Annotated in this window: 10 protein-coding genes; 4 read left to right on the top strand and 6 right to left on the bottom strand. The window is 64.4% G+C overall.

Going from position 1 to position 12,305, the window contains the following annotated elements; genetic code table 11:
* Positions 1 to 298 precede the first annotated feature (298 nt).
* Positions 299 to 718: a winged helix-turn-helix transcriptional regulator gene (locus AC1VXC_RS11530; protein WP_313173948.1), complete on the bottom strand. Its 420-nt coding sequence runs from the start codon at positions 716 to 718 to the stop codon at positions 299 to 301.
* Between the two features lie 105 nt (positions 719 to 823).
* Here AC1VXC_RS11530 and AC1VXC_RS11525 point away from each other — a divergent pair, with 105 nt between their 5' ends.
* Complete coding sequence (locus tag AC1VXC_RS11525; RefSeq protein WP_481539142.1) at positions 824 to 1,864, top strand: pirin family protein; 1,041 nt, start codon at positions 824 to 826, stop codon at positions 1,862 to 1,864.
* Between the two features lie 341 nt (positions 1,865 to 2,205).
* Here the strand turns inward: AC1VXC_RS11525 and gap are convergent, their stop codons facing one another.
* Entirely contained in the window at positions 2,206 to 3,207 is a 1,002-nt protein-coding gene (gene gap, locus AC1VXC_RS11520; protein ID WP_282268943.1) for a type I glyceraldehyde-3-phosphate dehydrogenase, read from the bottom strand.
* 210 nt (positions 3,208 to 3,417) lie between these two features.
* On the opposite strand from gap, the gene AC1VXC_RS11515 reads away from it, so the two are divergent.
* Together AC1VXC_RS11515 and AC1VXC_RS11510 are read left to right on the top strand one after the other, a co-directional pair.
* Positions 3,418 to 4,065 carry an OmpW/AlkL family protein gene (locus AC1VXC_RS11515; protein WP_282268944.1) on the top strand — a complete coding sequence of 216 codons (648 nt, stop codon included), beginning with the start codon at positions 3,418 to 3,420 and terminating at the stop codon, positions 4,063 to 4,065.
* A 129-nt stretch (positions 4,066 to 4,194) separates the two neighbouring features.
* On the top strand, positions 4,195 to 5,019 hold the full coding sequence (locus AC1VXC_RS11510; RefSeq protein ID WP_481528161.1) for a S1/P1 nuclease: 825 nt from the start codon (positions 4,195 to 4,197) through the stop codon (positions 5,017 to 5,019).
* Positions 5,020 to 5,052: 33 nt separating this feature from the next.
* Here AC1VXC_RS11510 and AC1VXC_RS11505 read toward each other — a convergent pair whose 3' ends face one another.
* From AC1VXC_RS11505 to AC1VXC_RS11495, 3 genes are read right to left on the bottom strand one after another with little or no spacing between them, the layout of a single operon-like run.
* Positions 5,053 to 5,625 (bottom strand): hypothetical protein, encoded by a 573-nt coding sequence (locus tag AC1VXC_RS11505; protein WP_481528160.1) that lies wholly within the window; start codon positions 5,623 to 5,625, stop codon positions 5,053 to 5,055.
* A 1-nt stretch (position 5,626) separates the two neighbouring features.
* Entirely contained in the window at positions 5,627 to 7,252 is a 1,626-nt protein-coding gene (locus AC1VXC_RS11500) for a TonB family protein (RefSeq protein WP_481539144.1), read from the bottom strand.
* Positions 7,239 to 7,613: a BlaI/MecI/CopY family transcriptional regulator gene (locus AC1VXC_RS11495; protein ID WP_313173942.1), complete on the bottom strand. Its 375-nt coding sequence runs from the start codon at positions 7,611 to 7,613 to the stop codon at positions 7,239 to 7,241. The genes AC1VXC_RS11500 and AC1VXC_RS11495 overlap by 14 nt, the downstream gene beginning before the upstream one ends.
* A 118-nt stretch (positions 7,614 to 7,731) precedes the next feature.
* Between AC1VXC_RS11495 and AC1VXC_RS11490 the strand changes: the two genes are divergently transcribed.
* Entirely contained in the window at positions 7,732 to 9,690 is a 1,959-nt protein-coding gene (locus tag AC1VXC_RS11490) for an acetyl-CoA hydrolase/transferase C-terminal domain-containing protein (RefSeq protein ID WP_313494378.1), read from the top strand.
* 537 nt (positions 9,691 to 10,227) lie between these two features.
* Here AC1VXC_RS11490 and tkt read toward each other — a convergent pair.
* Positions 10,228 to 12,234, bottom strand: coding sequence for a transketolase (gene tkt / locus AC1VXC_RS11485; protein WP_313173941.1), 2,007 nt, complete (start codon positions 12,232 to 12,234; stop codon positions 10,228 to 10,230).
* Positions 12,235 to 12,305 lie beyond the last annotated feature (71 nt).

Raw genomic sequence — 12,305 nt, 5'->3', positions numbered from 1 at the left:
ATCATCCTTGTGCACCTGAACGTGCAGCATCACCTTATCGGGGCCACCTGAAAACGCAAGATGCGCCCAGTCAGCTTCCGCCCGCTCCGGCAGTGCAATGGCGCTGGCCCAAGCGTATGAGCCACGTTGAGCCCCAGACCGTACTTTTGTGGGCGCGGCGTAAGCCGCGAAGCCGGCACCTCATCAGATGGCATGGATACCAAGGGCTTCAGCGTCCCCAGCTTCGCGGCTTACGCCGCTCCCACACCGAACAATCCCCCGCAACCCTGGCATCTGTTTGGTAGTCGAGTGGGCAGCATCAGCCTTGCAGCGAGACTTCCCCAGCATCACGCTGGCGATCATCGAATTCAGCGCGCGCCTGATCCATCTGTGGCTGGTGTGCCCAAGCCCATTGCAGCAAGGCATCCACCGGCTGCAGCAGCGATTGCCCCAGCGCGGTCAGTGCATAGTCCACCTGTGGCGGCACCGTCGGATAAACACGCCGGCTGACCAGCCCATCCCGCTCCAGGCCACGCAGCGTGCGCGCCAACATGCGTGGCGATACACCGCTCAGTTCACGCCGCAGTTGATTGAAGCGGCGCGCTTGTCCGCGCAGTGCGATGACCGCCAACAGACTCCATTTTTCGCCGACGCGGTCGAGCAGCAGACGCATCTGCTGGCAATACGCGGCGTCTTCACCCGCTGCTGGTCCAGTATCACCGGTGTGACTTGCTGCCATCGACGTGCCTCCTTGTGGCCTGGAACCGCGCACCCATCAATAGAGCATGACCACGCAGCCCGGCGCCAGCCCGGCGCGTTCCCCACACGCCCAAAGGAGTCCCCGATGTCCGCCCTGATCCTTCGCAACGAACCGCTGGGCCGCCCGTGGCCAGGCACCGATCCGTTCCTGTTCTGCGCCCATCACCTGGATCAGTATCCGCAGGCCACCGCCGAACAGGGCGTGGATATGCGTCAGCTGGGTGGGCGTGAACTTGGCCACGACTTCAGTGGCAAGGACGGCTTCAGCATGTACCACGGCGTCACCGTGCCGGGCTTCCCCGCCCACCCGCACCGCGGCTTTGAAACCATCACCATCGTGCCGCAGGGGCTGGTGGACCACGCCGACTCGCTGGGCGCCACCGCGCGCTACGGCGATGGCGACGTGCAGTGGCTTACTGCCGGTGGCGGCACCCAGCATTCGGAGATGTTCCCGCTGCGTTCGCGTGAACACGGCAATCCGCTGGACCTGTACCAGATCTGGCTGAACCTGCCGCCGCAGAGCAAGATGGCCGAGCCGGAGTTCGTGATGCTGTGGAACGAGAACATTCCCAGATACCGCATCGACGGCGTCGAGGTAAAGGTGATTGCCGGGCGCTATGAACCGCAGGAGCCGGGCCATGCCGAACTGTTGCCGCTGGCACCTGGGCGCAGTTCCTGGGCGGCCAATCCGCAGGCCGATGTCGCGGTCTGGCAGATCACCCTGCAACCCGGTGCCTCGGTGATCCTGCCGCCGGCGAACGCGCAAGGCACGCGCCGCACGCTGTACTTCCACGACGGCAAACAGCTGCAGGTGGCGGGTGATGCGATCAGCGGCCCGCGCTTGCTGGAAGTGGTTGCTGGCAGCGCGTTGCCGCTGCACAACGGCGGCGATGACGTGGTGCAGATCCTGCTGCTGCAGGGCGTACCGATCGGTGCGCCGGTGGTGGCCTATGGCCCGTTCGTGATGAATACCGCCGAGGAGATCGAGCAGGCGCGGCGGGATTACGGGCGTACCCAGTTTGGTGGCTGGCCGTGGTCCAGCCATGGCCCCGTGCATCCGGCTGGTCAAGGGCGGTTTGCCAAGCATCCGGGCAAGGATGCGATTGAGTTGCCGCCGGTGAAGTAAGCCCGAGCAGCGATTGTGCGGTCTGCAACGCCATGTAGCCCGGGTAAGCGCAGCGCACCCGGGGCATCCTCCCGTGCAGATCATTGCCGCAGGCTTTTCAACCCTCTCCAATCCCGGGTGCGCTGCGCTTACCCGGGCTACGGAGCTACGGATCTGGAGCGCAGGCCAGCGCCAGAGCAAAGCACCCCTCCCAACCCTCCCCTTCACCTTTGGTGAAAGGGAGGGCTTGAGCCAGAGCAAGCGCAACAGCATCCCGTGCCCTTCGCCTTCGGCGTAAGGGAGGGCTCAGACGCAGAACGGGCGCCTTTCGGCGCCCGTTCTGTTTGCAGCTATTGCGTGGCTCAGGCGGCGACGACGCGCACCATCTCCAGGCACTTGTTGGAATAGCCCCACTCGTTGTCGTACCAGCTGACCAGCTTGACGAAGGTGCCGTCCAGGGCGATACCGGCTTCGGCGTCGAACACGGAGGTGTGGGTCTCGCCACGGAAGTCGGTGGCAACCACCTTGTCTTCGGTGTAACCGAGGATACCCTTCAGCGCGCCTTCGCTCTGTGCCTTCACTTCGGCGCAGATTTCAGCGTAGGTGGCTTCCTTCTCCAGCTCGACGGTCAGGTCAACCACCGACACGTCCGAGGTCGGCACGCGGAAGCTCATGCCGGTCAGCTTCTTGTTCAGTTCCGGGATCACCACGCCGACGGCCTTGGCCGCACCGGTGGAGGACGGAATGATGTTTTCCAGGATGCCGCGGCCGCCGCGCCAATCCTTGTTGGACGGGCCGTCAACGGTCTTCTGGGTAGCGGTGGCAGCGTGCACGGTGGTCATCAGGCCGCGCTTGATGCCCCACTTGTCGTTGATGACCTTGGCCAGCGGGGCCAGGCAGTTGGTGGTGCACGAGGCGTTGGAGACGATGCTCTGGCCAGCGTAGGTTTTGTGGTTCACGCCGAACACGAACATCGGCGTGTCGTCCTTGGACGGGGCCGACAGGATCACCTTCTTGGCGCCCGCGTCCAGGTGCTTCTGCGCGGTTTCCTTGGTCAGGAACAGGCCGGTGGATTCGATCACCACGTCCACGCCCACTTCGTCCCACTTCAGGTTGGCCGGATCGCGCTCCTGGGTCAGGCGGATCTTCTTGCCGTTGACCAGCAGGTCGCTGCCCGACACTTCCACGTCGGCCTTGAAACGGCCATGCACGGAGTCGTACTTGAGCATGTAGGCCAGGTAATCCGGCTCCAGCAGATCATTGATGGCCACGATCTCGATGTCGTTGCCGAAGTTCAACACTGCCGAACGCAGCACATTGCGTCCGATGCGACCGAAACCGTTGATGCCGACCTTGATTGCCATGTTCACAAGCTCCTGCAGCCGCAAAACCGTTGCGGCGGGGGTGGAAAGGGGACGCCATTCTAGCAGGACAGTTGCCCACCCCGTGGCCGTCCGCCGAACCTCCCCAGCTGAGCGCCAGCTGAGCGCAAACACCTGTTTGATCAGGATCAAAGCGGTACCCGGGCGCGGACCGGACACTGGCGCCACCTCCACCAAGCAACGGAATTACACATGCGCAAGACCTCCGCCCTGCTGCTCTCCGCCATGGCCGCCGCCGTGTCCCTGGCTGCCGCCGCCCCCGCCATGGCCCAGTCCAAGGGCGATTGGACCCTGGGCGTCGGCGTCCACGCGGTTGACCCGAAGTCCGATGCGGGCGATCTGAATGGCGCCGCGCTGGGTCTGGGCAAGCTGTCCACCAAGGTCGACAGCGACGTCAAGCCGACCATCACCTTTGAATACTTCGTCGCTGATAACGTCGGCATCGAGGTCCTGGGCGCACTGCCGTTCAAGCACGACGTCAGCATCGACGGCGTCGGCAAGGTCGGCGAAACCAAGCAGCTGCCGCCGGTGGTTTCGCTGCAGTACCACTTCGCCAACAGCAGCAAGGTCACCCCGTTCGTCGGCTTGGGCGTGAACTACACCAAGTTCTTCAGCACCGACAGCAAGGGCGCGCTGGCCGGCACCAAGCTGAAGCTGGAAGACTCGTGGGGCCTGGCTGCCCACGCCGGCCTGGACTTCGCCGTCAGCGACAAGGGCGCACTGCGCGTTGACATGCGCTGGGCCGACATCGACACCAAGGTGAAGGTCAACGGCAACAAGCTGGGTACCGCCAAGATCGATCCGCTGGTGTATGGCGTGGCGTACGTCTTCAAGTTCTGAGTCTGGCCATTGTCGATGGGTAGCTGAGCATTACCCTCCCCCAACGAGCACGTCCCCGGCCACCGCCGGGGGCGTGTTTCGCCATCTGGCGCACGCAGCGGCGGGCACTGCAGCCGTTAGAATGGCGGCATGAACAAGCTCCACCGTCTACTGATGCCAGCCTTGGGCATCGCCACCACCGTCATCGCAACCCTCCCCGGCCAGGCATTGGCGTGGGGCGCGCAGGGCCACCGCCTGGTCGCGCGCATTGCCGAAATCCGCCTGGATCCACAGGCCAGGGTCGAAATTGATCGCCTGCTGGCCAGTGAGCCGGGTGCGACCCTCAGCAATATCGCCCCATGGGCCGACCAGCTGCGTGCCAACGACCCCGACCTCGGCAAGAAGTCGGCGGGTTGGCACTACGTGAACATGGCAGAAGAAGACTGCATCTTCTCTCCGCCCACCCACTGCCGCAATGACGACTGTGTGGTGGGGGCCCTGAAGCAACAGAGCGCGCTGCTGGCCAATCGCCAACTCAATGATCGCGAACGCCTGCAGGCGCTCAAATTCGTCGTGCACCTGGTCGGCGATCTGCACCAGCCCCTGCATGCCGGTTATGGCCACGATCGCGGCGGCAATACCTATCAGCTGCAGTTCAACGGCCGCGGTACCAACCTGCATTCGGTCTGGGACAGTGGCATGTTCTACACGCTGCAGCTCAACGATGATCAATTCCTGCAGCGGCTGTTGGCGTTACCGGCACCGGCCGCCCGGCGCGCGCCGGATCTGCAGCGCGACCCCGCGCTGTGGGCCGAACAGACCTGCCGCATCGCCACACGCAAAGGCCTGTATCCAAGCGGCCACAAGATCGACGAGCGCTATACCGCTGTGTGGGAGCCGGTTGCCGAGGCCCAACTCCGCCTGGGAGGTGAGCAACTGGCCGCGCTGCTGAACCAGTTGCTCGATACTCCTTGAGAGAAACACGGCTGTAGCGAAGCAGGCCTGCACTCAGTGCAGGCCGTCCTGCCGCCGGACCTGCGGCCTGCCCTCCACCACTTCAAAGGTGAAGGCATAAGCCAGGGTTACCGGCACCGCCTCGATGCGTGAGGCACTGCTGCAGTCCCCGTTCGACGGCGCCCGTACACCGGCAGCGTAATGACAAACCGCAGCCGGCTCGAACAACCACCCGGATGTGGCGGCCAGCGCCGCCTGCAGCAGGCCTGCGTTGGCCGCATCACTTCCCGCACCGCAGGCCGAATGCGCCAGCAGCGGCGCACTGCGTTCCACCCGCCCCTGCGCATCGAGGATGACATTCACGCATACCGTAGTGGCATCCAGTGAACGCTTGGCGTACTCCGACGGCAGCACGGGATCATCGGCAGTCACTGCAACCGGCATGCGGAAGCTTTCCGTGGCGGCCAACTGATAGGGCTGTATTTCGCCTGCACCGCCGGACGACTCGGGCGTCAGCATCTGCCGGTGCTGGTTGAGGTTGAAACTGCTGCTCGCCTGCTCTTTCGCTGGCCGCGTCGTACAAGCTGCAAGCATCAGCACCACCAGCATCACCGCATGCCCGCGCACCTCAGCTCCTGCTCTGGGTTTCGGTGTAGTGCATTTCTTCTTCGTCCATATCAAACGAGATCGGCACCCGGATGGTGCCGGCGACCGGCTTGCCATCCTTCATCGCCGGCGTGAAACGCCACTGCCTTGCAGCAGCAATCGACACTTCCTCGAACACCCCCTTGGGATGCGCCTCGGCAACGACCACGTCGGTCGCCCGGCCTTCGGCATCCACCGTGATACGCAGCACCACCTTGCCACTGGTGCCACTGTCGATCGCAGCACGCGGATAGCTGGGCGGCGGCATCCGTCCGGCATTCGGCAAACCGACCTGCTCGGCCTTGCCGGAAGCTGCCGATGCGATGGCCGGGTCTCCTGCTGCCAACGCAACCGATCGCAGCTCCAGCACCCAGGTCGAGCGCCCGTCGGCGGTGGACACTTCGATGCCCGCAGCCACATCGGGCTTGATCAGCAAGGTCGGCGACGAGATCAGATCCCCATTCGCCTTCAGCGTGCCTTTCAGCGTGAGCATCCCGTCAGCTGCGGGCTGCAGGGTGAACTCCGCTGCCCACTGCACACCCTTGTCCGAGCTGGCGCTGAAGGAGAACGGCGTGCCTGCTGACTGCTGCAGCTCGAAGCGCTGCCTGGTGCCTTCCAGCGTCGCCTCCACGAAGGTGGCATACACCGTGCCCTTGCCGGTCGTCGTCGAGGTCGATGAAGAAGACGATGTGGACGTCGACGAAGATGTGGACACCACCTTGCCCGGCTGCGCAGCCCAGGCGGTATAGCCGAAAGCGGACGACAAGCCCAACGACAACATCAACATGGCACACCACTGCTTCCTGCCCGGTACGGGACGCTTCAACATGGCAATACGCTCCTTCAATGGATGATGGTTCTGCCAGTGACACCCCACCGGCAACGGGGACGCGGCCAGCCCGGTTTTGAGCATGGCCTCGCCATAACTGCGGCGTGCGCCCGACACCCGGGCAATCACACGTTCATCGCAGGACAATTCCTGGTCTTCGCGGCAGCAACGCAGGGCGAACAACAACAGCGGGTTGAACCAGTACAGGCACTGCAACAACGCCAGCAGTGCATTGATCGCGATATCACCGCGTTGCAGATGCACGCGCTCATGCAGCAACACCAACTGCTGCTCGATCGGCAGATAGCGTTGTTCGAAGCCAGCCGGCAGCACGATCCGCGGCCGCAACAAGCCCATCGCCGCAGGCAAGCCCACCACGGCCTGTGCCTGCCACAGGCCATCATCGCGTTGGCTGAGCCGCCCCAACCCCTGCTGGAATTTCCGCTGCTGGCGATACAGGCGCAACGCCATCAGCAACCCCCCGGCGAGCCACGCACAGCACAGCCACAGTGGCCAATGCGCTATCACGGCGGGACCCGCAACCACCGCCTGCCCAACCTGCACAGCTACCTCACTGACCCGCATCGGCACGGGCGCCACCCGCGGTGCCGGCAACAGCACCGCCAGCAGCATCGCCGGCAGCAGCAACCACAGCAGATAGGCTGCACTTGCCCCAAGCCAGTGCCGCAGCGGCCGGCGCAGGATCAGTGCCAGCGCAACCGCCGCACTGCTGGCCAAGGTGGTATTCAGCAGCAGCGCCAAGATCTCAGTGCTGGTCATCGTCGAGCCCCTCCAGCAGTTTGCGCAGCTCGGCCACGTCCTCGCGGCTGAGCCGCTGGTGCTGGCTGAAATGGGCGACCAGCGGCGCAACCCGGCCATCAAAAAGGCGCTCGATCAGGCTGCTGCTCTCCTCCAGCAACCAGGCATCGCGCTGCACCAGCGGCGTGTACAGGAAGCGCCGTCCTTCCTTTGTTGCACTGATGGCCGCCTTGTTGAGCAGGCGGTTGAGCAGGGTCTTGACCGTGGCCTCGGCCCAGTCATTGCCGCCGGGCAGTCGCGCGATGACCTCGTCGGCAGACAGCGGGTGCTGCCCCCAGAGGACTTCCATGACAACGGCCTCGGCCTCGCTGATACGGATCATCGTTTACGCCTGTAATTTTTTACGATTACACGAGTAAACAAAAGCCCTGTCAAGTCCTCACCAAGTGATTCAGGGGGGACATGCTGTAATGCCGGCACCCCCGCAGATACCGGACACCATGCCCCATCACGTGACCGACCTCGACGCCGCCGTGGACTGGCTGCTGAGCAACATCCAAGGCCCACTGCGCATCGGCGCCCCACTGGCGCTGGGCAAACCGCACCGTTTGCTCAATGCCCTGTACGCGCGTCTCGAACACGACCCGGCGCGGCCGCTGCAGTTGTATACCGCGCTGTCACTGAACCCGCCGCAGGCCAAAGGCGATGGTTTGGAAGCGCGCTTCATGCGCCCGTTCGTCGAGCGCCACTTCGGCGCAGACTTCCCGCGCCTTGCCTACTCCGATGCCATCGCCCGCGATGCGTTGCCTGCACATGTGCAGGTGGAAGAGTTCTACATGCAATCCGGCGCGCTGCTGCGGTCGACGCAGGCACAGCGCTACTACACCAGCCTCAACTACACGCATGCCGCCGATGCGGTAGCGCAGCGCGCGCCAAATGCCATCGTGCAGAAAGTGGCCTACCGCGAAGGCAGCCATCAGCTGTCGTTGTCGTGCAACAACGACATCACCCAGGACACCTTGGATGCCATCGCCAAGCGCGGCCTGCCCAAGCCCTTGTTGATTGCCGAGATTGATCCGCAACTGCCGTGGCTGGGCGGCACCGCCGCCGTTGATCCGGACTTCTTCGATCTGGTTATCACCCCCCCCGGTCCCTACCCCCGGCTGTTTGGCCTGCCGCGGCAGCCGGTCAGCGATGCCGACTACGCCATCGGCCTGTACGCCAGCACCCTGGTGCGCGATGGCGGCACCTTGCAGATCGGCATCGGCACGCTGGCCGACGCGCTCAGCCATGCGCTGGTGTTGCGGCACACCGACAACGCACGCTACCGGCAGATCCTGCACGCGCTGGATCCGCAGATCGCCGAGCACCCGCTGGTGCATGAAGCAGGTGGGCTGGGGCCGTTCGAAATCGGCCTGTACGGCTGCAGCGAGATGCTCAACGAAGGCTTCCGCAAGCTGGTGCAGACCGGCGTTATCTGGCGCAAGGTGCATGACGATCTTGGCCTGATGCAGCGTTTGGCCGACGGCACTGCCAGCAATGGTGACCGCGGCCGACTTGCACGCGAAGGCGAGTACCTGCACGGTGCCTTCTATCTGGGCTCAACCGAGTTCTACGAGTGGCTGCGCAATCTCCCCGATGCCGAACGCGCCGCCATCGGCATGCGCCGCATCAGTGAGATCAACCAGCTCTACGGCGGCAACGAGGCATTGGAACGCCTGCAACGCCGCGATGCACGCTTCTTCAATTCCTGCATGATCGCCAGCGCGCTTGGCGCAGCGGCATCGGATGCACTGGAAGATGGTCGCGTGGTGTCCGGCGTCGGTGGCCAGTACAACTTCGTGGCGATGGCGCATGCACTGCCCGATGCACGCAGCGTGCTGATGTTCCGGGCGACGCGCGACGATGGCGGCAAGCCGCAATCCAATGTGCGCTGGAACTACGGCCACACCACCATTCCGCGTCATCTGCGCGATGTCTTCGTCAACGAATACGGCATCGCCGACCTGCGCAACCTCACCGACGAGGATTGCGTGGTCGCGATGAGCAGCATCACCGACGCTGCATTCCAGACGGCGTTACTGGACCAAGCCAAGGCCTCGAAGAAACTCGCCGCCAGCTTCAGCGCGCCAGCACAGTGGCAACAGAACCACGCCGAGGTGCTGCGCGCGAAACTTGCCCCATTCCGTGCCGATGGCAGTCTGCCGGACTACCCGCTGGGTAGTGATTTCGATGCCGTTGAACAGGATCTGGTACGCGCCTTGGGCTGGCTGAAATCGGCGACTGCGACGTCGATGGGCAAGCTGCGTACCGTCGTCGCAGCCTTGCGCCAACCGCCCGCCGAGAACGATGCGATGTACATGCAGCGGATGGGACTGGAGCGACCGGCCAATTTTGGCGAGCGGCTCAATGCTGGGCTGTTGCGGGTTGGTCTGGCGCGGAGTGCGGGGAAAGATTGATGGTGTGCACCGCAATCTGATCGCACGCCGGGAAGCCTGATTTTGTGGGAGCGGTGTAAGCCGCGAAGCTGACAATCGATATTGGCATCGGTAGCCAAAGGTTCTCAGCTTCGCGGCTTACGCTGCTCCTACATTGGTCGGAGTACCGGGGAGGCTCCTGCCGAGCATGGCTCGGCACTACATAGCTGCTCCCTCCCTTTCGCGCAGCGAAGGGGAGGGTTGGGGAGGGGGGGCTTTTTGCTGGGAAAGCCCCTGCCGAGCATGGCTCGGCACTACAGATCTGCTCCCTCCCTTTCGCGCAGCGAAGGGGAGGATTGGGGAGGGGTGGCTTTTTGCTGGGAAAGCCCCTGCCGAGCATGGCTCGGCACTACATATCTGCTCCCTCCCTTTCGCGCAGCGAAGGGGAGGGTTGGGGAGGGGTTAGCCCTTCGCTGGGCGAGCCCCCTGCCGAGCATGGCTCGGCACTACAGTTGGGGCGAAGCCAAAACAAAGGCCGGGTTTCCCCGGCCTTTGTTCAAGACGTGCAGCGGCGCTTGATCAGCCCGCGACCTGCGCCTTGGCTGCTGCCACAACCGCTTCAGTGGTGATGCCGAAATGCTTGTATAGCTTGTCGGCCGGGGCCGATGCGCCGAAGGTGTCCAGACCAACAACCGCGCCGTCCAGGCCCACGTACTGGCGCCAGAAACCGGTGACGCCGGCTTCGACGGCAACACGCTTGCGCACGGCATTCGGGAGCACGGACTCGCGGTAAGCGGCGTCCTGGCGATCGAACACGTCGGTGCACGGCATCGACACCACGCGGGTCTTGATGCCGGCAGCGTCCAGCTCGGCCTTGGCGGCCACGGCCAGACCCACTTCCGAACCGGTGCCGATCAGGATCACGTCCGGGGTACCGGCGGCGTCAGCCAACACGTAGCCACCGCGTTCGATCTGCTGCACCTGCTCGGCCGTACGGGGCTGCGGGGCCAGGTTCTGGCGGCTGAAGATCAGGCAGCTCGGGCCATCCTTGCGAACGATGGCCGCCTTCCAGCTGACCGCCGATTCGGCCGCATCGCAGGGGCGCCACACATCGTTGTTGGGGATGTAGCGCAGCGAGGACACGTGCTCCACCGGCTGGTGGGTCGGGCCGTCTTCGCCCAGGCCGATCGAGTCATGGGTGAACACGTGGATGACGTGCGCCGGGATCAGCGCGCTCATGCGCAGCGCGTTGCGGGCGTAGTCGCTGAACACCAGGAAGGTGGCGTCGAACGGCAGGAAGCCGCCGTGCAGGGCGAGGCCGTTGGCAATCGCGCTCATGCCGAACTCACGCACGCCGTAGTGCACGTAGTTGGCGTGCGGGTCTTCGCCGACCACGGTCTGCGCACCCTTCCACAGGGTCAGGTTGGAACCGGCCAGGTCAGCCGAGCCGCCGATGATTTCCGGCAGCAGCGGTGCGAAGGCCTGGATGGCGTTCTGCGAGGCCTTGCGCGAGGCGATGTTCGGCGCTTCGGCCTGCACCTGGGCGATGTAGGCATCGGCCTGGGCAATGAAGTCGGCTGGCAGTTCGCCGTGCGAACGGCGGGTCAGTTCGTCGGCGTCGGCCGGGAACTGTGCAGCGTACTTGTCGAACAGCTGCTCCCACTCGGCCTGACGCAGGGTGCCGGTGCCGCCAGCGCGCCAGCCAGCGTAGATTTCTTCCGGAATCTCGAACGGCCCGTACGGCCAGTTCAGCGCCTTGCGGGTGGCTTCCAGCTCGTCCTTGCCCAGCGGTGCGCCGTGGCTGGATTCCTGGCCGGCCTTGTTCGGCGAACCAAAACCAATGGTGGTCTTGCAGCAGATCAGGGTCGGCTTGTCGAACTGCGACAGCGCCTGCTCGATGCCGGCCTTGATGCTTTCCGGATCGTGGCCGTCGACGCCGCGCACCACGTTCCAGCCGTAGGACTCGAAGCGTGCCGGGGTGTCGTCGGTGAACCAGCCTTCCACTTCACCGTCGATGGAGATGTTGTTGTCGTCCCAGAAGCAGACCAGCTTGTTCAGGCCCCAGGTACCGGCCAGCGAGGCGGCTTCGTGCGAGATGCCTTCCATCAGGCAGCCGTCGCCCATGAACACCCAGGTGCGGTGATCGACGACTTCGAATTCCGGGCGGTTGTAGCGCTGCGACAGCAGCTTTTCAGCCAGCGCGAAGCCCACGGCATTGGCCAGGCCCTGACCCAGCGGGCCGGTGGTGGTTTCCACGCCCGGGGTTTCATGACGCTCCGGGTGGCCGGCAGTGCGGCTGCCCAGCTGGCGGAAAGCCTTCAGTTCTTCGATCGGCAGGTCGTAGCCGCTCAGGTGCAGCAGCGCGTAGTGCAGCATCGAGCCGTGACCGTTGGACAGCACGAAGCGGTCGCGGTTGAACCACTTCGGGTTGTTCGGGTTGTGACGGAGATAGTCGTTCCAGAGCACTTCGGCGATATCGGCCATGCCCATCGGCATGCCGGGATGACCGGACTTGGCGGCTTCTACCGCATCAGCGGCAAGGAAACGGATGGCGTTCGCCAACTGGCGGCGGGTGGGCTGCGTCATGGGTCGTCAGAATCAGGAGGCTCCCGCGGAACTGCGGGCGGCCTATTGTCCCACAAGCTACCGCCGGGATC

It is taken from the genome of Stenotrophomonas sp. STEN033, assembly GCF_056856655.1.
Note: the sequence above shows the minus strand (reverse complement) of the source record. Positions and strands in the feature narration are given on the sequence as shown.

Coding starts and splice junctions, on each gene's coding strand:
- AC1VXC_RS11525 (WP_481539142.1), top strand. CDS start 824: ATGTCCGCCCTGATCCTTCGCAACGAACCGCTGGGCCGCCCGTGGCCA.
- AC1VXC_RS11490 (WP_313494378.1), top strand. CDS start 7,732: ATGCCCCATCACGTGACCGACCTCGACGCCGCCGTGGACTGGCTGCTG.
- gap (WP_282268943.1), bottom strand. CDS start 3,207: ATGGCAATCAAGGTCGGCATCAACGGTTTCGGTCGCATCGGACGCAAT.
- AC1VXC_RS11530 (WP_313173948.1), bottom strand. CDS start 718: ATGGCAGCAAGTCACACCGGTGATACTGGACCAGCAGCGGGTGAAGAC.
- AC1VXC_RS11510 (WP_481528161.1), top strand. CDS start 4,195: ATGAACAAGCTCCACCGTCTACTGATGCCAGCCTTGGGCATCGCCACC.
- tkt (WP_313173941.1), bottom strand. CDS start 12,234: ATGACGCAGCCCACCCGCCGCCAGTTGGCGAACGCCATCCGTTTCCTT.
- AC1VXC_RS11495 (WP_313173942.1), bottom strand. CDS start 7,613: ATGATCCGTATCAGCGAGGCCGAGGCCGTTGTCATGGAAGTCCTCTGG.
- AC1VXC_RS11515 (WP_282268944.1), top strand. CDS start 3,418: ATGCGCAAGACCTCCGCCCTGCTGCTCTCCGCCATGGCCGCCGCCGTG.
- AC1VXC_RS11500 (WP_481539144.1), bottom strand. CDS start 7,252: ATGACCAGCACTGAGATCTTGGCGCTGCTGCTGAATACCACCTTGGCC.